We start from the raw sequence: 18,212 nt of genomic DNA on the forward strand, positions 1-18,212 counted from the left end.
CCGCTCGCCGCCGCTCGCATCAACGAACCTGTCGTCATGAAGCAGAAGAACAAACCGATCTACGATCTCGACGGGAAAGTCGTATTCATCACCGGGGCTGCCGGCGGCATCGGCGCGGCCGTCGCGCGGGCGCTGCACGCAGCGGGCGCGCGGCTCGTGCTGACCGACACGAACCCGGCGCAGATGGAACAGCTCGCGGCCGGATTCGACGCGGACCGCACGCTCGCGCTGACGCTCGACGTCACCGATGCGGCCGCGACGCGCGCCGTCGTCGCACGGGCCGTCGAACGCTTCGGCCGCATCGACATCGCGTTCGCGAACGCGGGTATTTCATGGAGCAACGGACCGCAGACGCTGCTAAGCTGCGACGAGCCCGAGTTCGAGCGCATCGTCGAGGTGAACCTGCTCGGCGTGTGGCGCACGATCAAGGCCGCGTTGCCCGAGGTGCTGCGCAATCAAGGGCAGATCGTCGTCACGTCGTCGATCTATGCGTTCATGAACGGCATGTGCAACGCCCCGTATGCGACGTCCAAGGCCGGCATCGAAATGCTCGCGCGGTCGCTGCGCGCGGAACTCGGCAGCACGGGCGCGTCGGCAAGCGTGCTGTATCCGGGATGGGTCGAAACCGCGATCGCCAAAATGGCGTTCGGCGGCAACAAGGTCGCGACGAAGATGGTGCGGGTCGCGTACCCGGTTTCGCTGCGTCAGCCGATCCCGCCGGAGACGGTCGCCGCGGCGATGATCGACGGTCTGCGCACGCGCCGCGCCCGCATCATCGTGCCGGGCCGGTGGACGCCGGTGTCGTGGCTGCGCGGAATCGTCAGCATCGTGACCGACAGGCGTATCGAAACACAGCCGAAACTGCAGGCGCTGATGCGCGACATCGAACGCGCGCCGAAATAACCGGCGATATCGGCGCGCGACGCCGCTCACGCGCGGACCCGCTGCGCCGCCGCCGAACGCGCGCGAACCCGGTGGTTCACCACCGCGCACACGACCAGCAGCGCGCCGGTCACGAAAAACACCTGATGCAGCCCGACGTGCGCGCCGATCTGCGCGCCGATCAACGGCCCGACCACCTGCCCGGAAAACTGCGCGGACTGCAGATAACCGAGCGTCTTGCCCGAGCGGTTTTCGTCGACCGACTGCCGGACCAGCTTCGCGATCGAAGGCAGCAGGCCCGCGATCGTCATCCCCATCAGGCCGCGCAGCGCCGCGAGTTGCCACCATGACGTGACGAACGCCTGCGGCACCATCACGAGCGCGGTCGCGACGAGACAGCCGACGATCACGTTCCAGCTTCCGATGCGATCCGCCAATGCGCCGAGCCGCGGCGCGGTCAGCATGCTGCCGAACGCGGAACACGCCATCACGAAACCAGCGACGCGCGCGAGATGGGCGCGCGGCACGCCGAGCTGCCCGATGTACACGGTGATGATCGGCTCGATCGACATGTTCGCGAGCAGCACCATCATCGCGGTCGCGAGCAGCGCCACGATCACCGCGCGCCCCGCGCCGGGCTCCCGCGCGCCGGCCGACGCCGCGCGCGCCTGGGTGTCGCGAAGCCGGTCGAAGTCCTCGCGCACCAGCAGGATCGTCGCCGCGGCGGCCACCGCGATCATCGCGCCGCCGACGAAAAAGGTGCCGCGCAGGCCGACCCAGCCCGGCAGGAACCCGCCGACCAGCGGGCCAACGAGATTGCCGGCCAGCGCGCCCGTCGACAGCACGCCGAGCGCCCAGCCGGCGCGCTCGCGCGGCGCCTGGGTGCCGATCATCACGATCGACGCCGACGCATACCCGCCGATCAGCCCGGCGACGAGCCGCAGCGCGACGAGGTCGGTCACGCTGCGCGCGACGCCGATCAGCGACATCACGACCGCCATGCCGAGCGCCGCGCGCACGAGCATCGGCTTGCGGCCGTAGCGGTCCGCGAGACGTCCCCATAGCGGCGCGGTGATCGCGGTGCCGAAGAACGTCGCGCCGAACGCGACGCCCGACCACTGCACGACGGCGGCCGGCGACGTCACGCCCAGCTGCTCGACGTACAGCGGCAGGAACGGCAGCAGCATGCTGAGGCTCACGAGCGTCGTGAACGAACCGAACACGCAGACCGCGAGATTGCGCCGCCAGTGCGGCCGGTTGCGCTCCGCATAACCCGGAGACGGCGACGTGCCGGACAACGGCGACGCGGGCGAGGAAGCAGGCAAAACCATCGAATCCCTCATCCGTTGATGGCGGCGTCCGCGCCGCCGGAACTCCGCCGGCCGCATTCAGGCGACCGGCTTCGCGAGCGGCGCGCCGAAGATCGCGCGCTGATAGTCGGCGAGCAGCGCGGGTTCCTCGATCGAGCCGTGGTGATGAAGCTGCCGCCACGCGCCGTCGATCTTCACGAACCAGCGCGTGGTGCGGATCCGCAATTCGATCGTCGTGCCGCCGATCACGCACGCGCCCTTCTCGCGCCCGACGAACAGATGCCAGTCGCCGCCGCCCTGGCTCGTGAAGTCGTGGAACGCGACCTGCACGCGCGCCGGCCCTTCGAACAGCTTCCGGTAGCCGTCGCGGATCGACGGCCAGCCTCGCCGTATGCCGCCGATCGGGTTGTCCATGCTCGGCTGCTCGCCGTCGGCCCAGTTCGCGGCAAGCGCCGCGAGGTCGCGGCCGTTGAACGCGCGGTAGAAGTCGATCAGCGCATCGAGCGCGCCGCCGTCGCCGGCGCGCGGTTCGGCGCCGGAAATTTCGAGTCCCTGCATCACCATTTGAAACGCTCCTTGTGGGGTTGGTTAACCGAGGTCCGCGCGAGTCGGCGCGAGACGTTCCTTTGCACCGTCGTTGCGGTTGCCGAACGCGGCGGCGAGATCGATGACCAGCGCGAGCACCATCGCGACGACGCCGATCGCGAACAGCAGCCGGTAGTCGCCCCCGTCGTGCGAGAACACGAACGACAGCCCATACGCGGCGACGGCCTGGAACAGCGCGAAACCGACCGTCGCCGTCCGCCATGCGGAGTTCTGCTGCGCCGGATGATGTTCGAGCAGTTCATGCACGCGGCCGAGCACGAGCGGCACCGTGCCGGTGACGAACGCGCCGACCACGACGCTCGACACGATCAGCCACGACGAGCCGAGCCCGAGCGCCGGCATCGCGACGCCGGCGATCTCCAGCACGAACGCGATCCGCAGCGCGCGGCCGAAGCCGGTGCGGTCGGCCAGCGCGCCGGCGAACAGCGGGCCGACCGTCGCGCCGATGCCGAACAGCACCCAGTATTCGGCGCCGACCTGCAGGCCGCGATGCAGCCCGCGCGCGACGAAGTCGACGAGAAAGATCATGTGCGGCACCCAGCCGGCCGCGTTCAGCGCGTACTCGGCGTACAGCGCGCGCAGCGCGCCGGAACGCGGCGGACGACGATGATGCGCGGGCGCCGACGTATCGGGCCTGGCGGCGGTATCGGCCGGCCAGCCCTGCCATGCGATCGCGGTCAGCGCGAGCGAGATCGCGCCGAGGCCGAGCCACGTATCGCGCAGGCCGTGTTGCAGCAGCAGCGGCACGAGCGTCCCCGACGCGGCGACGCCGATGCCGACGCCCATGAAGATCACGCCGCCGGCGAGGCCGCGGCGCGACGCCGGCACATGCGGCAGCACCGCGGGCGCGGCGAGCACCATCAACGCGCCGCCGGCGAGGCCGGCGAGGAAGCGCCACGCGAAGAACCACGCGAACGACACCGGATACGCGCACGCGATGAACGCGACGGTCGCGACCAGCATCATCGCGCGCAGCGTGACGGGGACCGTGGCCCGCGCGGCGAGCGGACGGCCGGCCAGCGCGCCGACCAGATAACCGGCGAGGTTCGCCGCGCCGAGATACGCGGCCATCGACGCGTCGAACCAGTGCGCCCCGACGATCGCCGGCAGCAGCGGCGTATACGCGAAACGCGCGAGCCCGATGCCGACGAGGCTCGCGCAGAAAGCGGCGACCGTCGCCCACTTCGCACTGACTGCCTTCGTTGCCTGCGCGCTGTCCGGCCGCCGGCCGTCGCGCTCCATCACCCTGTCCATCCGACGCTCCGTTCACTCGATTCGATAGCCGGAGCGTACGCGCGATCACTAATCTTAAGAACTGAATTGATCTGATAACAGGTATCTGCTTTGTCGATACGTGCTATGCTGAATTTGCGCGCGTCGGCCGGCGCCAGGGCCGGTAGAATCGGCGCACGTACACCGCAATTGCTGGTTATTTCTGGATTATTCGCCCGCTTATGGACGTCGCCGATCTCAAGACCTTCGAAGCCGTCGCCCGGCACGGCAGCATGAACAAGGCCGCGTCGGAACTGCATACGGTGCAGTCGAACGTGACGGCGCGCATCCGCGCGCTCGAAGAAGAACTCGGGCTGCCGCTGTTCCAGCGCCACGCGCGCGGCGTCACGCCGACGCCAGCCGGCCAGCGGATGCTGCCGTTCGTCGGCCGCATCACGCGGCTGATCGACGAGGTGCAGGCGGCCGCGCGCGACGACGGCGCGCCGGCCGGCTCGCTGGTGATCGGCGGGCTCGAAACGACGACCGCGCTGCGGCTGTCGCCGCTGTTGACCGAATTCGCGCGCACATGGCCCGACGTGCGCCTCGTCGTCAGTTCGGGGACCACCGCGCGGCTGTTGCAGGACGTGGTCGAATGCCGGCTCGAAGGCGCGTTCGTCGCGGGGCCGATCGATCATCCGGAGCTGCATCAGGAAGCGGTGTTCGTCGAGGAACTGATGCTCGTGACCAGCCCCGCCGTGCAATCGCTGAAGGACCTGACGAAGATTCCCGACCTGAAGACGATCGTGTTCCAGTTCGGCTGCTCGTACCGGCAGCGGCTGGAAACGTTTCTCGCGGGGAAAGGCATCGTCGTCGCGAAGCCACTGGAGTTCGGTTCGCTCGATGCGATCCTGAGCTGCGTGTCGGCGGGCGTCGGCGTCACGCTGCTGCCGAAGGGCATCGTCGCGGCCGTCGCCGACGCGGGCAAGGTCGCGATCCATCGGCTGCCGAAGGATCTCGCGCGCGTCGAGACGCTGTTCATCCGCCGTCACGACGGATATGTGTCGAGCGCACTGGCCGCGTTTCTGGAGATGGCGCGGAAGGTTTATCGGGCACAGACGCCGAAGCAGAAATCCGGCGACGCGGAAGCGTCCTGATTCGGTGTTTCGCGGCACGACGCTGAATCGTTTCAGCGCAAGGCACGCGGCGCGGGTCGCGTGCGTCGTCGCGCTCCGCTTCTCATCCCTGTGTTGAAAATAACGGCTCGAAGCCGTCCTTCAGCGTCCTCATAACCCCGCTTCCCCTTCCTGCGTCCGCTCGCGCGCGTCCGCCAGCGCGGTGGACTACCTCGTCCCGCGTGAGCGCATAACCGCGCCTCGATCATCCCGCCTCACTCCAGCCATCGCATGAATCGGCGTCTTGCGCGTCTTGTTTGTTATGTTATAACATTCTCGCCGCATTACAACCCGACGCGCCGCCAGAGCGCATCCCGACCAGACGCACCTCTACACCGGACAACAATGACAACGACCCGCCGCTCCCTGATCGCCCGCGCGAGCCTGCTGCTGTTCGCGCAGGCGATTGCGTCGCACGCGTTCGCCGCCGACGCCGGCACGTCCGCGCCCGCCGACGCGACAGGCCCGACCCAGCCCGCCACTGCGGCCGATCAGTCACCGCAGCAGACCAGGAAGAACGACCCGACGCTCGACGTCACCGTCAACGCGCAGCGCCTGAACCGCGCGCGCAACGGCTTGTCGCCGGAAGTCGGCAGCAGCGTGTACCGGATCACCCAGGCCGACATCGACGCAATGCCGCAAGGCGCGAACACGCCGCTGAACCAGGTGCTGCTGCAGGCGCCCGGCGTCGCGAACGATTCGTTCGGCCAGGTGCACGTGCGCGGCGACCACGCGGACCTGCAATACCGGCTGAACGGCATCGTCATCCCCGAGCCGATCAGCGGCTTCGGCCAGTCGCTCGATTCGCGGATCATCGACCAGATGAGCCTCATCACCGGCGCGCTGCCCGCGCAGTACGGCTATCGCACCGCCGGCATCGTCGATATCCGCACGAAGTCCGGCGACACCGGCAACGGCGGCACGCTCGACGTGTTCGGCGGCAGCCACCAGACGCTGCGCACCAGCGCCGACGTGTTCGGTTCGAGCGGCGCGTTCAGCTATTACTTCGCGGGTTCGCTCGGCGAGAACAATCTCGGCATCGAGGCGCCGACGTCGGACGGCAGTCCGCTGCACGACCACACGCGCCAGGGCAGCGGCTTCGGCTACATGTCGTATCTGCTGAACCCGCTCACGCGCGTGAGCCTGATGTTCGGCACCGCGGCCAACCAGTTCGAATTGCCGAACACGCCGGGCCTCACGCCCGCGTTCACGCTCGACGGCCGCACGTCGTTCGACTCGGCCCAGTTGAACGAAACGCAGTCGGAGCTGAACAACTTCGCGGTGCTCGCGTTGCAGGGGACGAACGGCGGCGCGTTCGACTACCAGGTCGCGCTGTTCACGCGCTACACGCGCACGCAGTTCAACCCCGATCCGGTCGGCGACCTGATGTTCAACGGCGTCGCGTCGTCGGACTTCCACAGCAACCGCGCGAACGGCGTGCAGGTCGACACGACCTACCGACTGAACAACAGCCACACGCTGCGCGCGGGCCTGATGATGCAGCAGGAACACGCGACGTTCGACGACAACGTCGCCGTGTTCCCCGCCGACGCGGACGGCAATCCCCTGTCGAACCAGCCGTTCACGCTCGCCGACGCGAGCAGCAAAACCGGCTACCTCTACAGCGCGTACGTGCAGGACGAATGGAAGGTCGCGCGCAGCGTCACCGTGAACTACGGGCTGCGCTACGACCGGATGGACGAGTTCGTGCAGGCGAGCCAGTTGAGCCCGCGCATCGGCGTCGTCTGGCAGCCGACCAACGCGACGACCGTGCACGCCGGCTACTCGCGCTACTTCACGCCGCCCGCGTTCGAACTCGTGTCCGACTCCACGATCGGCCTCTTCAACGGCACGACGAACCAGAGCCCGAGTTCGCAGAACAGCCTGGTAAAGCCGGAGCGTTCGCACTACTTCGACATCGGCATCACGCAGCGGCTGACGCCCGCGCTGACCGTCGGCCTCGACGCGTACTACAAGAAAGCGACCGACCTGCTCGACGAAGGCCAGTTCGGCTCCGCGCTGATCTTCACGCCGTTCAACTACGCGCGCGGCCGCGTGTACGGCGTCGAGCTGACGACGAGCTACCACCAGGACAACGTGTCCGCGTACCTGAACGTCGCGTACAGCCGCGCGCAGGGCACCGACATCGAGTCCGCGCAGTTCAACTTCGAACCCGACGAACTCGCGTACATCGCGAACCACTGGGTGTCCCTCGACCACGACCAGCGCGTGACGGCGTCGTTCGGCGGCGCATATACGCTCGGCCGCACGACGTTCACCGCGGACGGCATCGTCGGCAGCGGGCTGCGCAGCGGCTTCGCGAACACCGACAGCCTGCCGTGGTACGCGCAGGTGAACCTCGGCGTGATCCAGCATTTCGACGAACCGCTCGTCGGCAACTTCGATGCGCGGCTCGTGCTGGTCAACGCGTTCGGCCGCGTGTACCAGTTGCGCGACGGCTCGGGCATCGGCGTCGGCGCGCCGCAGTACGGGCCGCAGCGCGCGATCTACGCGGGCCTGACGAAGCACTTCTGAGCCTCTCGATGAACCACTGGAACGATATCGACGCCACCATCAGCGCGGCCGGCTGGGTGCTGTATCCGCTGACCGGACTCGCCGTCGCCGCGCTCGCGATCACGTTCGACCGCGCGTATGCGCTGTGGCGCTTCGCGCGCGTGCCGGACGTGGCCGACGCATCCGACGACCCGGCTCTCGCCGTGGAGCGGCTGCCGCGCGGACACGCGTTGCGCCGCATCGCGCCGTTCTTCGCGGACGGCGCGCTGCCGATCCCGCAGATCGAGGCGCGCGTCGAGGCCGCCGCGCTGCGGATCGAGCGCGAGATGAGCCGCGGCCTGTGGCTGCTCGAAACGATCGTGACCGCCGCGCCGCTGGTCGGGCTGCTCGGCACGATCGTCGGGATGATGCACGCGTTCCGGCTGATCGGCGGCGACGGTCTCGTGAATCCGTCCGGCGTGACAGGCGGCGTCGCTCAGGCGCTGATCGCGACCGCGCTCGGCCTCGTGATCGCGCTCGTCGCGCTGTTCGCGTTCAACTACTTCGCGCGGCGCATCGACCGGCTGATGGAGGACGTCGAGATTTTCGCGAACGAACGGCTCGCGGTGTTGCGCGTCGCGGCCGAACGCGGCGGCCGCAGTGGCGCAGCGCGATGAAGCTGCGCCGTGCGAGGAAATCGAAGCGCGGGCGCATCGAGATCATCCCGATGATCGACGTGATGTTCTTCCTGCTCGCGACGTTCATCCTGACGTCGCTCGCGATGCAGCGCGTGAACGCGCTGCACATCGATCTGCCGCAGGGCCGCGCGCAAACGCTCGCGCAGACGCAGCCGGTCACGCTCGCGATCGACGCCGCGAACCATCTGTTCATCGACGGACGGCAGGTAGAGCCGGACCAGCTGGCCGCCAGCGTAAAACGCGCGATCCACGCGGACGGCGACCTCGTCGTCGCGGCGGACGATCACGCGTCGCACGGCGTCGTCGTGCAGGCGATGCTCGCCGCGCGCGCGGGCGGAGCCGTGCATTTTCTCATCGCCGTTCATCGTGAGTAGCGGTCGCGCGCAGCGCGCGAGGCTGGCGATCGCGACGGTGCTGGCGTCAGCGCTGTGGATTTTTTTCGTCGCGAACGCGGGCTGGCTGTGGGCGCCGATGCGGACGCAGCCGGTCGCGGAACCGCCGCTCGACATGAAGCTGGTCGAACTCGCCGCGCCTGCTGCTGCGGCGGCGGATACGGCACACCTGGCCGTCGCGCCGCAAAAACCGGCCGCGATACAACAACATGTGCGCGAGAGGGTTGCGCATCGTCCGGCCGTTACGCGCGCCACCGTACCGCCGACGCCCGCGCCCGAACGACAGCAGCAAGCCGCGCCGCCTTCGGCAACGCCTCAATCGCAACAGGAAACGAAAAGCGCGGCTCAAGCGGCGGAACCGTCGACGGCATCGTCCGCCGCGACCTCGTCGTCGTCAGCGAACCTGGGCAACGCTGCCGCCCGGCCGCTGTCGCAGCCGCTGCCCGACCTGCCCGACGATCTTCGCGAGGACGGCTACCGCGCGACGGCCATCGCGCGCTTCACGATTCATGCGGACGGCAGCGCAGACGTCGAACTGATCCGTCCCACGCCGATGCCGCGCCTGAACCAGATCCTGCTCGACACGCTGCATCAGTGGCGCTTTGCACCCGCCATCGAAAACGGACGCCCGGTCGAGAGCCGCCAGGACGTCCGCGTGCACTTCAACGTGAGCTAGACAGCGCGGACCGCACACGCGCTACGGACCTGGAAATGTCCGTCGTGCCCGGTGGTCGCCGGCCGCACCCGCGGCGGCTCCATCAACGCGCCGCGCGCCGGCGCACCCACATTGCGGTCAGCACCGGCACGAGAATCGCGGTGACGAGACACGCGGTCGCCGCCGGCACCATCGGCTTGAAGCGCGGGATTATCTCGCCGATGATCGCCGGGTTCGAGACCGCCGCGGCGGGTTTCGACAAGCGCGAATCGGCGTCGTCGGTCGGACGCGTGTTCGCGATTCCCCGCGCGCCCGGCGACACCGGACGGATCGGCATCAGCGAACTGTCGCAGCGGCTCGGCCTGTCGAAGACCACCGTGCATCGCGTATTGCAGGCATTGAAGGCGCCCGGCTACGTCGTGCAGGAAGTCGAGACCGACGTCGAGATGCGCGGCATCGCGCAGGCGACGCGCGAGGCCGTGCATCTCGGCGCGTTCGACGAGAATGCGATCATCGACATCCACAAGATCGACGCCGATTACGGACTGCGAATGCAGTCGCGGATCGGCCGGCGCAATCCGCTTTACAGCACCGCGATCGGCAAGGTGCTGCTCGCGGGGATGGACCCCGCCGACGCGCGCGAGGTGCTGTCGCACGTCGAGTTCAGGAAGTCCACGCAGAAGACGCTTGCGTCCGCCGAACCGGGCTGACCTTGCCGCCACGGCATCGCGCCCGCGTGGACGCGCGGGCGCTACGGTAAAATCGCGCGCGAATCATCTGCGAGGAACGACTCACCATGCGCGACGAACGGCCGTCCAGCGCGGCGGCGATCGAACGGGTGCGCCTGTCCGACACGATCTACGGACGGCTGCTGAACGAGATCGTCGGCGCCGGCTACCAGATCGGCGACCGGCTGCCGACCGAGCATCAGCTTGCCGAGCATTTCGCGGTGTCGCGGCCGGTCGTGCGCGAGGCGCTGCGGCGTCTGCAGACCGACGGCATCGTCGTGTCGCGGCAAGGCTCCGGGACCTACGTGCAGCGCAAGCCGTCGCAGCGCGTCGTCGAGCTGACCGGCAACGCGCCCGGGCTGGGAGAAGTGCTACAGGGGTTCGAACTGCGGCTGTCGCTCGAACCGCTGTCCGCGCGGCTCGCCGCGCGCAACCGGTCGGATGCGCAACTCGACGCGATCGTTTCGGCCGCCGCCGCGCTGCGCGACGCGTTCACCGCCGGCGTGTCGCGCGACGCGGAGAAGGACGCCGACTATGCGTTCCATCGCACGATCGCGGAGGCGAGCGGGAATGCGCTGCTGGTCGACGTGCTCGACGGCATCGCGGAGCGGCTGAAGGACGGGATGCGGGTGACGCTGTCGCTCACGCACGACGCGTCCGAACAGCGCCGCGCGCGGGTGCTCGATGAGCATGAGCGGATCGTTCATGCGATCGGGGTTGGGGACCCGGATAGCGCGGAGATTGCGATGCGGTATCACCTGGATCAGGCGAGGAACCGGTTGCTGGATGGGCAGCTGGATCGGTGAGGGGGCAGATCGACCCAAAATGAACCTTTCGCTCGCACATTTCGCCGGTCTGCTTTTTGGCTAAAAACGATCGAACGTGGCCTCATCCGTTTTTCGCATGTCGCCGTATACTTCCAGATCCCAATGAGCCTCGCCGGAATATCACCAGGCCAATCAGCACGCCGCCCTGAATCCCATCTCCGAAAAAACAGCTACCCCCCCTGCCTCCGAACATACCACCGCCGATACCCCACCGTCCAAAGCATCAATCCCGCATAAGTCGCATACCTGACGGCCATCGACCACCGCTGACCATTTGAACCGTTCATAGCGATAGCCATCCAGAACCTCACCGCGTTCTCGCCGACCAGCCCCAGCCCCCAAACCACCGTCATCAGCCGGATGGACGTCCTGAGCGCCGGCCGGCTCTGCCACATCGCATCGAACGCCTTCTCCTGCCCCGACCGTTCGCGCGCCATCGTCGAGCGCGCGAGATAGAACACCAGCGGTCGCTTCATCGAAAGAGACAACAGAAAAAACACGCCGACGATGCCGCTGACCAACGGCTCGCGAACTTCGCCCAGCCACGGCCATGACCTGGGCACAAGCACGAGCACCGACATGACGATACCCGCGAGCACAACCGCGCTCAACGCGTCGAAGTGCCGAAACCTCGCGAAGTCGAGCCCCATCCATGCGAGCAGCGGCACGGCCGACGCGATCAATGCGCCCGACGGCCCGAAGCGGCCTTTCGCGATCCAGTAGGTCGTCGCGGGCAACGCCACGTTGACGACGATTGCGAAGATATAGCGGGCGGAGGGGACCATGGGGCGCTCGTCGAGCCGTCACTTCCGGAGCGTCGCAGAAAAGGCCGATCGGTGTCCGTGCGTTGCGCTGCTTTCGATGGGCCAATCACCGGCGAGTGTTCTTGATGACGTTCGGCCGGCCTGCCCCCATCCCACCAAGTTGTAATTACACTTTACAAATAAGCGTCCACATTGATATCGTTGCAACCGTCCACCCGATCAAGGCCCACCCGTGAAAACCACCCCCCTCACTCCCGCCGACCTGCGCGCCTCCGTACTGGCCGTTCCTCCACTGGCACGCCGCCCTGACGGCACCCCCGACGACGCAGGAAACCGCCGCCTCCTCGCCCACCTGCGCTCAGGCGGCATCACCACCTATATGTACGGTGGAAACGCAAATTTTTACAACTTGGGTGTCGCAGAGTTCGGCCGCGTACTCGACACGCTGACGCCGCTGCTCGAAGCCAGCGACTGGCTGATCCCGTCGATCGGCGCGGACTTCGGCAAGGCCGCCGAGCAGATCGCGCTGCTGCGCGAGCGCGCGTTCCCGACCGCGATGGTGCTGCCGCTGCGCTTCCCGGCGACGCCGGCCGGCGTCGCGAGCGGCATCGGCAAACTCGCGGAGCGGTACGGCCGCCCGGTGATCGCGTATGTGAAGGACGAAGGGTATATCCGCAACGAGGACCTGGCCGCGCTCGTGAAGGACGGCTCGGTGTGCGCGGTCAAGTACGCGATCGTGCGCGACGATCCGCGCGAGGACGCGGTGCTGCGCGACCTCATCGCGTGCATCGGCACGGATCCGCTGATCAGCGGCATCGGCGAGCGGCCGGTGATCGACCACTTCCGCACGTTCGGGTTGCGTGCGTTCACGTCGGGTTCGTGCTGCGTCGCGCCCGCGCTGTCGAACGGCATTCGCGTCGCGCTGCACGACGGGCGCTTCGACGACGCGGCGGCGTTGCGCGAGCATTTCGTTCCGCTCGAAAACGCGCGCGACGCGTGGTCGCCGATCCGCGTGCTGCACGCGGCGGTCGCGGCAGCGGGGATCGCGAACACGGGGCCGATCGGCGAATTCCTTTCGACGATCGACGATCCGCGCACGCTGGCCGACATCGAAAAAGCGGCGACGCAACTCGTGGCGCTAAACGCGGATGCGCTGGCTTAAGCGCATCGCTTGACAGGTAGCCAGGTAGACGGCGACGCACGCGTTCCAGCCCACGTCGCCGCCAACGACCTGACTCAGCTTTCCGAAGGACTGCGCCAGCCGAGCCCGAGGCTCTTCTGCAACGACACGAAGTCCTTCAGCAATTCGGCCTGCCCGGCGACGACGTCCTGCTGCGCGGAGAATTCGACGCGCTGCGTGTCGAGCAGATCGACGAGGCTCGACGCGCCCGCGCGATAGCGCTGCCGCATCAACGTAGCCGAGCGTTCGGCCGACGCCTGCACGCGCTGCAACGTGACCAGATGCTCGCGCTGATGCCCGTAGCGCGACAGCGAGCCGTTCGCATCCTGCAACGCGGCGAGCACGGCCTTCGTGTAGCGCGCGTCGGCTTCGTCGCGCGACGCTTCCGCGCCGCGCACCGCGCCGAGCGTGCGGCCGAAGTCGAGCACGTTCCATTGCAGATACGGCACGCCGAGCCAGCTGAAGTTGTTCTTGCGAAGCAGATGCCCCGGATCGGCCGCCGTGAAGCCGAGGTCGCCGTACAGCGTCAGCTTCGGCAGGAAGTCCGCGACGTGCTCGCCGATCTGCGCGTTGCTCGACGCCAGCCGGCGTTCGGCCGCGCGAATGTCCGGGCGCTGCGCGAGCAGCGTCGCCGGATCGCCGACCGCGACCGACGCGGGCAGCAGCGGCAATGGCTGCAACGCGGACAGTTCCGCGTCGAGCGCGCCCGGCGGTTTGCCGGTCAGCACCGCGAGTTGATCGAGCGAACCGGCTACCTGCGCTTCGAGCGGCGAAAACGTCGAACGCGTGTTCTCGACCTGCGTGGTCAGCCGCTCGACGTCGACCTCGGCCGCGGTGCCGCCCGCGCGACGCTGCTGCGTGAGCGCGAGCATCTGCTGTTGCAGTTCCGCCGAACGCTGCGCGAGCGCGAGCCGCTGTTGCTGGTCGCGCAGATCGATGTACGCCTGCGCGACCTCGGCGGTCAGCGACACCTGCGCGTCCGCGAGATCCGCATCGACCGCATCGGCTTCCGCGTTCGCCGCCTCGACCGCGCGCCGCGTGCCGCCGAACAGATCGATCTCCCACGACGCGTCGAAACCCGCCGTGTACAACTGCAACGGCCCGCGCCCCGACGACGCCGACGATGACTGGCTGCCGCTGCCGTCGTCCGGGCCGCTCTGCCCCTGCGAAGCAAACGAACTCAGGTCCGGCGAACGCATCCGCACGGCGGCCGCGCTCGCGGACACCTTCGGCGCCTGGTCGGCGCGCTGCTGTTGCAGTTGCGCGCGCGCCTCGCGCAGCCGCGCCTGCGCGGCGCGCAGATCGGGGTTGTGCGCGAGCGCGGCCGCGATCAGCGCGTTCAGTTGCGGGTCGTTCAGCGCGAGCCACCATTGGCCCGGCGCGCGCGTCGCGGCGATGCCGGCGGCCGGCGTGCGCACGAACGACGCGGCGCTGGCGGCCTCCGGCGCGACGGCGGGCGCGCCGCGATAGTCGGGGCCGACCGTGCAGGCCGCGAGCGCGCAGGCGGCGGCCAGCACGGTGACAGGAAAAAGCGAGGAGCGAAGAGCCATCATCATCGAAAGAAAGACCCGCGTCAGTGGCCGGCGGACGGCGCATGCGGCGCCGGCTTCTTCAGCAGCAGCGCGAGCGGAACGCACGCGAGCAGCGCGATGCCGAGCAGCCAGAACGTTTCGGAATACGTGATTACAGTCGCCTGCACGTGGATCTGCGAGGCGATCTGCGCGAGCGAGCGCATCTGCGAATACGCGGCGTCGCCGGTCTGCGCGAGCCAGTTCGCGGCGCCGGACGCGACGCGATCCTGGCCGATCACCGAGTTCGCGGACAGCGACTCGCGCAGCATCGCGTCATGGAACGTCGTGCGCCGGTCGATCACGGTGCCGATGATCGCGAGGCCGACCGAGCCGCCGAGGTTGCGCGCCATGTTGTAGAGGCCGGCCGCGTCGCCGGAATCCTCGCGCGACACCGCAGCCATCGACGCCTGGTTCAGCGGCATCATCGCGAGCACCTGCGCGACGCCGCGAATCACCTGCGACCACGCGAAATCGTGACCGACGCTCTGCGCGGTCAGGCCGATGTCGAGCATGCAACTGAGCGTGAACAGCAGCAGCCCGCCGACCACCAGCACGCGAAAATCGACCTTGCCGAGCAGGCGCGGCAGCACCGGCATCATCAGGAACGCGGGCAGCCCGGACAGCAGCATGATCGCGCCGGACTGCTCCGCGTTGTAGCCGGCGACGATCGACAGGAACTGCGGCAGCAGATACGACACGCCGTACAGCGCGGCGCCGACCGCGGACACGATCACGATCACGCTCGCGTAGCGCGGGTTGCGCATCAGCGACAGCCGCATGATCGGCTTCTTCGCGGTCACCTGCGAAATGCCGATCAGCACCATGCCGATGAACGACACGGCGGACAGCGACACGATCAGGTCCGACTCGAACCAGCGTTCGCGCTGCCCTTCTTCGAGCACGACCGTCAGCGAACTGAGGCCGATCGCGAGGCCCGCGATGCCGACCCAGTCCGCGTGAAGAAACTCGCGCCAGTGCGGCCGGTCCGGCTTCAGCCCGACGATCAGCAGCGTGATGAGCGCGATGCACACCGGCAGGTTGATGAAGAAACACCAGCTCCAGCTGATGTTCTCCGCGAGCCAGCCGCCGAGCACCGGCCCGAGCAGCGGGCCGAGCAGCACGATCAGCCCGAACACGGTCATCCCGACCGGCAACTGCGAGACCGGCAGCCGCGTGCGGATGATGGTCTGCGCGGTCGGGATCATCGCGCCGCCGGTGAAGCCCTGGCCGAGCCGGCCGGCGATCATCGCGGGCAGCGTGTGCGACCAGCCGCACATCATCGAGAAGCCGATGAACAGCGCGGAATTCGCGAGCAGGAAGTTGCGCAGCCCGAACACGCGCGTGAGCCACGCGGCGAGCGGGATCATCACGATCTCGGACATCAGGTAGCCGGTCGAGATCCACGTGCCCTCGGTGCCGGTCGCGCCGATTTCGCCCTGGATCTGCGGCAGCGCCGAGTTCGTGATCGAGATGTCGAGCGTCGCCATCAGCGCGCCGAGCGCGCCCGCCGCGACGGCGATCCAGTCGGCCGCGCTCGCGCGTTCCGCGTGCGCGCCGCGCGGCGCGCTGGCCGGGTTCGCGGCGGCCGGAGCGTCCGGGGTATCAGCCACGATGGTTCTCGGCGTCGATGCGGTCGTCGAGCGCGCGCGCGGAGCGCGTATCGACGTCGACGGTCACCGACATGCCCGGCAGCAGCACCGCGCGCGTCTCCGGACCGGTGTCGATGCGGATGCGCACCGGCACCCGCTGCACGATCTTCGTGAAGTTGCCGGTCGCGTTCTCCGGCGGCAGCAGCGCGAACTGCGCGCCGGTGCCGGGCGAGAAGCTGTCCACGACGCCGTGCAGCGTGTGGCCCGGCAGCGCGTCGACGCGCAGCTCGACCGGCTGGCCGATCCGCATCCGGCCGATCTGCGTTTCCTTGAAGTTCGCTTCGAGATAGGTGCTCTGCACCGGCACGACGGTCATCATCCGCGTGCCCGGCTGCACGTACTGGCCGACGCGCACCGAGCGGTCGCCGACGCGGCCGGCGAGCGCGCTGCGCACCACCGTGTTCTCCAGATCGAGCTTCGCCTGCGCCGCGTTCGCGCGCGCGGCTTCGAGCTGCGCGTTGGCCTGCGAGAGTTCCGCTTCGAGCGCGGCCACCTGGGTGCGCGCGGCCTGCGCCGCTGCCGCGTCGGCCGCGAGCGTGGCCTGCGCCTGGTCGCGCGTGCTCTTCAGTTCCGCGAGCCGTTCGGCCGTCTCCGCGCCGGTCGCGGCGAGCGGCGCATAACGCGCGACCTCGTCGTTCGCATGGCGCAGACTCACGCGCGCGACCTGCTGCTGCGCTTCGGACTGCGCGATGTTCGCGCGCTGCTGTTCGATCTGCGCGCGCGCGTGCTGGATGTCCGCGCCGCGCGCGTCGACGGTCGCGAGCGCCTGGTCGAGCGCGACCTGGTACTGCCGCGTATCGAGTTTCACGAGCGCGTCGCCGGCCTTCACGGTCTGGTTGTCCGCGACGTATACGTCGGTGATGTAGCCGTTCACCTTCGGCGCGATCGTCACGCTGTCGGCCTGCAGATACGCATCGTCGGTCGTTTCGATGAAGCGCCCGACGGTCCACCAGCGCACGCCCCACGCGGCGGCGGCGATCAGCGCGACGAGGCCCGCCGCGATCAAAAACGTGCGCCTCGACGGACGCCGCGCGGGCGCGCCTTCGTCGCGAGGCGTATCGCGCCCAGGCGCGCCAGTGGTCGTTGACATGATTTTTCCGGTCCAATTTATTCCAGCCGGAAGAATTATTCCAGCCGGAAAAAATCTGTCAAGTGTTATATTTCGGCGGTCAACGCAGGAGGTCAGATCACATGAGCGCAACCCGGCGACCGCGCCGCTCACCGGACGGCGGCTACGCGCGCGGCGACGAAACCCGGCGGCGAATCATCGAAGCCGCGATCGCGCTGTTCGGGCAACACGGCTTCGACGGCGCGTCCACGCGCGACATCGCTGCGCGCGCGGGCGTCAACGCGCCGGCGCTGCAGTACTACTTCGAGAACAAGGAAGGCGTGTATCGCGCGTGCGCGGAGACGTTCGCGGAAGAAGCGTGGCGCGCGCTGGAGCCGTCCGTCACGCGCGGCAGGGAAGCGTTGAAGCGCAACGCGGACACCGCCGCGCTGATCGACGCGTTCATCGGCATCCAGGAAGCGGTCGCGGACCGCATCTTCATGAAGCGCCACACGACGGACCAGCATCTGTTCTTCGCGCGCGAACAGGCGGGCAGCGAACCGGCGATCGCGACGCAGATATTGATGAAGCAGGTGCGGATGCCGCTCAACGAGGTCTGCGCGCAACTGCTCGAACGGATCACCGGCCTCGCGGCCGACAACCCGCAGACGCTCGTGCGGATGTTCAGCCTGCACGGCCAGCTGGTCATGTTCCACGTCGCGCAGAGCACGACGTTGACGATGCTCGGCTGGGACGACATGGACGAGAACAAGACCGAGTTCATCAAGGCGAACATGCGCGCGCAGAGCCGCGTGCTGCTCGAACACTGGAGCCGCGAGCGGGACGCGCGCAAACGCGCGCGCGCGAACCGGCCGCCGGCCGTCAAACGGGTGGTGGTGAAAGCAGCGCCCGCGAAGCGGGTGCCGGCGAAACGCGCGAAGGCCGCGAAGGTTGCAAAGCGGACGGCCGCATAACGGCGCGTGCTGCACTAGCGGATGCCGCTGCGAGCGCATGGCGGCATCCAG

General features: G+C 68.5%; 16 protein-coding genes and 2 pseudogenes. 10 read left to right on the plus strand and 8 right to left on the minus strand.

The features are described 5' to 3' along the window. Positions 1–36 precede the first annotated feature (36 nt). Positions 37–903, plus strand: a complete 867-nt coding sequence (locus tag BLV92_RS17085; protein WP_090547307.1) for an SDR family NAD(P)-dependent oxidoreductase — start codon at positions 37–39, stop codon at positions 901–903. A 26-nt stretch (positions 904–929) separates the two neighbouring features. On the opposite strand, the gene BLV92_RS17090 is transcribed toward BLV92_RS17085, so the two are convergent. The 3 genes from BLV92_RS17090 to BLV92_RS17100 are packed head-to-tail and all read right to left on the minus strand — an operon-like array spanning position 930 to position 4,052. Further along, entirely contained in the window at positions 930–2,213 is a 1,284-nt protein-coding gene (locus BLV92_RS17090; protein ID WP_090547309.1) for an MFS transporter, read from the minus strand. A 57-nt stretch (positions 2,214–2,270) separates the two neighbouring features. Continuing rightward, on the minus strand, positions 2,271–2,756 hold the full coding sequence (locus BLV92_RS17095; RefSeq protein ID WP_090547310.1) for a YybH family protein: 486 nt from the start codon (positions 2,754–2,756) through the stop codon (positions 2,271–2,273). 24 nt (positions 2,757–2,780) lie between these two features. Continuing rightward, on the minus strand, positions 2,781–4,052 hold the full coding sequence (locus tag BLV92_RS17100) for a YbfB/YjiJ family MFS transporter (RefSeq protein ID WP_244283834.1): 1,272 nt from the start codon (positions 4,050–4,052) through the stop codon (positions 2,781–2,783). A gap of 200 nt (positions 4,053–4,252) precedes the next feature. Between BLV92_RS17100 and BLV92_RS17105 the strand changes: the two genes are divergently transcribed. From BLV92_RS17105 to BLV92_RS17125, 5 genes are all read left to right on the plus strand, one after another. Continuing rightward, entirely contained in the window at positions 4,253–5,164 is a 912-nt protein-coding gene (locus BLV92_RS17105) for a LysR family transcriptional regulator (RefSeq protein ID WP_090547313.1), read from the plus strand. Between the two features lie 363 nt (positions 5,165–5,527). Continuing rightward, positions 5,528–7,717 (plus strand): TonB-dependent receptor, encoded by a 2,190-nt coding sequence (locus tag BLV92_RS17110; protein ID WP_090547315.1) that lies wholly within the window; start codon positions 5,528–5,530, stop codon positions 7,715–7,717. A gap of 8 nt (positions 7,718–7,725) precedes the next feature. Further along, on the plus strand, positions 7,726–8,352 hold the full coding sequence (locus BLV92_RS17115; RefSeq protein WP_090547316.1) for a MotA/TolQ/ExbB proton channel family protein: 627 nt from the start codon (positions 7,726–7,728) through the stop codon (positions 8,350–8,352). Continuing rightward, entirely contained in the window at positions 8,349–8,747 is a 399-nt protein-coding gene (locus BLV92_RS17120; RefSeq protein ID WP_090547318.1) for an ExbD/TolR family protein, read from the plus strand. Before BLV92_RS17115 ends, BLV92_RS17120 begins: the two co-directional genes overlap by 4 nt. Further along, entirely contained in the window at positions 8,740–9,441 is a 702-nt protein-coding gene (locus BLV92_RS17125; RefSeq protein ID WP_244283835.1) for an energy transducer TonB, read from the plus strand. The genes BLV92_RS17120 and BLV92_RS17125 overlap by 8 nt, the downstream gene beginning before the upstream one ends. 82 nt (positions 9,442–9,523) lie before the next feature. Here BLV92_RS17125 and BLV92_RS32600 read toward each other — a convergent pair. Beyond that, positions 9,524–9,679: pseudogene (locus tag BLV92_RS32600) on the minus strand (2-keto-3-deoxygluconate permease); the annotation flags it as partial. Between BLV92_RS32600 and BLV92_RS17130 the strand changes: the two are divergent. Both BLV92_RS17130 and BLV92_RS17135 read left to right on the plus strand, forming a co-directional pair. Beyond that, positions 9,642–10,121 (plus strand): annotated as a pseudogene (locus BLV92_RS17130) (IclR family transcriptional regulator domain-containing protein); the annotation flags it as partial. The pseudogenes BLV92_RS32600 and BLV92_RS17130 sit on opposite strands and share 38 nt — an antisense overlap. A 95-nt stretch (positions 10,122–10,216) precedes the next feature. Next, positions 10,217–10,954, plus strand: coding sequence for a FadR/GntR family transcriptional regulator (locus BLV92_RS17135; protein ID WP_090547319.1), 738 nt, complete (start codon positions 10,217–10,219; stop codon positions 10,952–10,954). 191 nt (positions 10,955–11,145) lie between these two features. Here BLV92_RS17135 and BLV92_RS17140 read toward each other — a convergent pair whose 3' ends face one another. Continuing rightward, positions 11,146–11,760 (minus strand): VC0807 family protein, encoded by a 615-nt coding sequence (locus BLV92_RS17140; protein ID WP_090547320.1) that lies wholly within the window; start codon positions 11,758–11,760, stop codon positions 11,146–11,148. A 388-nt stretch (positions 11,761–12,148) separates the two neighbouring features. Between BLV92_RS17140 and BLV92_RS17145 the strand changes: the two genes are divergently transcribed. Continuing rightward, on the plus strand, positions 12,149–12,901 hold the full coding sequence (locus tag BLV92_RS17145) for a dihydrodipicolinate synthase family protein (protein ID WP_244283836.1): 753 nt from the start codon (positions 12,149–12,151) through the stop codon (positions 12,899–12,901). Positions 12,902–12,975: 74 nt separating this feature from the next. Here the strand turns inward: BLV92_RS17145 and BLV92_RS17150 are convergent, their stop codons facing one another. From BLV92_RS17150 to BLV92_RS17160, 3 genes are read right to left on the minus strand one after another with little or no spacing between them, the layout of a single operon-like run. Next, positions 12,976–14,472, minus strand: coding sequence for an efflux transporter outer membrane subunit (locus BLV92_RS17150; protein ID WP_090551092.1), 1,497 nt, complete (start codon positions 14,470–14,472; stop codon positions 12,976–12,978). 20 nt (positions 14,473–14,492) lie between these two features. Next, on the minus strand, positions 14,493–16,100 hold the full coding sequence (locus BLV92_RS17155) for an MDR family MFS transporter (RefSeq protein ID WP_090547324.1): 1,608 nt from the start codon (positions 16,098–16,100) through the stop codon (positions 14,493–14,495). After that, a complete protein-coding gene (locus BLV92_RS17160) occupies positions 16,093–17,229 on the minus strand; it encodes an HlyD family secretion protein (RefSeq protein ID WP_090547325.1) in 1,137 nt (378 codons plus the stop codon). The genes BLV92_RS17155 and BLV92_RS17160 overlap by 8 nt, the downstream gene beginning before the upstream one ends. A gap of 101 nt (positions 17,230–17,330) precedes the next feature. On the opposite strand from BLV92_RS17160, the gene BLV92_RS17165 reads away from it, so the two are divergent. Beyond that, on the plus strand, positions 17,331–18,161 hold the full coding sequence (locus BLV92_RS17165) for a CerR family C-terminal domain-containing protein (RefSeq protein WP_090547326.1): 831 nt from the start codon (positions 17,331–17,333) through the stop codon (positions 18,159–18,161). Positions 18,162–18,212 lie beyond the last annotated feature (51 nt).

Source organism: Paraburkholderia caballeronis, from assembly GCF_900104845.1.
In the GTDB taxonomy this organism is placed as follows: domain Bacteria; phylum Pseudomonadota; class Gammaproteobacteria; order Burkholderiales; family Burkholderiaceae; genus Paraburkholderia; species Paraburkholderia caballeronis.

Bases quoted from the DNA above. Each gene is read 5' to 3' on its own strand.
- BLV92_RS17160 (WP_090547325.1), bottom strand. From the start codon at position 17,229: ATGTCAACGACCACTGGCGCGCCTGGGCGCGATACGCCTCGCGACGAA.
- BLV92_RS17165 (WP_090547326.1), top strand. From the start codon at position 17,331: ATGAGCGCAACCCGGCGACCGCGCCGCTCACCGGACGGCGGCTACGCG.
- BLV92_RS17100 (WP_244283834.1), bottom strand. From the start codon at position 4,052: ATGGACAGGGTGATGGAGCGCGACGGCCGGCGGCCGGACAGCGCGCAG.
- BLV92_RS17105 (WP_090547313.1), top strand. From the start codon at position 4,253: ATGGACGTCGCCGATCTCAAGACCTTCGAAGCCGTCGCCCGGCACGGC.
- BLV92_RS17150 (WP_090551092.1), bottom strand. From the start codon at position 14,472: ATGATGGCTCTTCGCTCCTCGCTTTTTCCTGTCACCGTGCTGGCCGCC.
- BLV92_RS17110 (WP_090547315.1), top strand. From the start codon at position 5,528: ATGACAACGACCCGCCGCTCCCTGATCGCCCGCGCGAGCCTGCTGCTG.
- BLV92_RS17090 (WP_090547309.1), bottom strand. From the start codon at position 2,213: ATGGTTTTGCCTGCTTCCTCGCCCGCGTCGCCGTTGTCCGGCACGTCG.
- BLV92_RS17135 (WP_090547319.1), top strand. From the start codon at position 10,217: ATGCGCGACGAACGGCCGTCCAGCGCGGCGGCGATCGAACGGGTGCGC.
- BLV92_RS17115 (WP_090547316.1), top strand. From the start codon at position 7,726: ATGAACCACTGGAACGATATCGACGCCACCATCAGCGCGGCCGGCTGG.
- BLV92_RS17120 (WP_090547318.1), top strand. From the start codon at position 8,349: ATGAAGCTGCGCCGTGCGAGGAAATCGAAGCGCGGGCGCATCGAGATC.
- BLV92_RS17140 (WP_090547320.1), bottom strand. From the start codon at position 11,760: ATGGTCCCCTCCGCCCGCTATATCTTCGCAATCGTCGTCAACGTGGCG.
- BLV92_RS17085 (WP_090547307.1), top strand. From the start codon at position 37: ATGAAGCAGAAGAACAAACCGATCTACGATCTCGACGGGAAAGTCGTA.
- BLV92_RS17095 (WP_090547310.1), bottom strand. From the start codon at position 2,756: ATGGTGATGCAGGGACTCGAAATTTCCGGCGCCGAACCGCGCGCCGGC.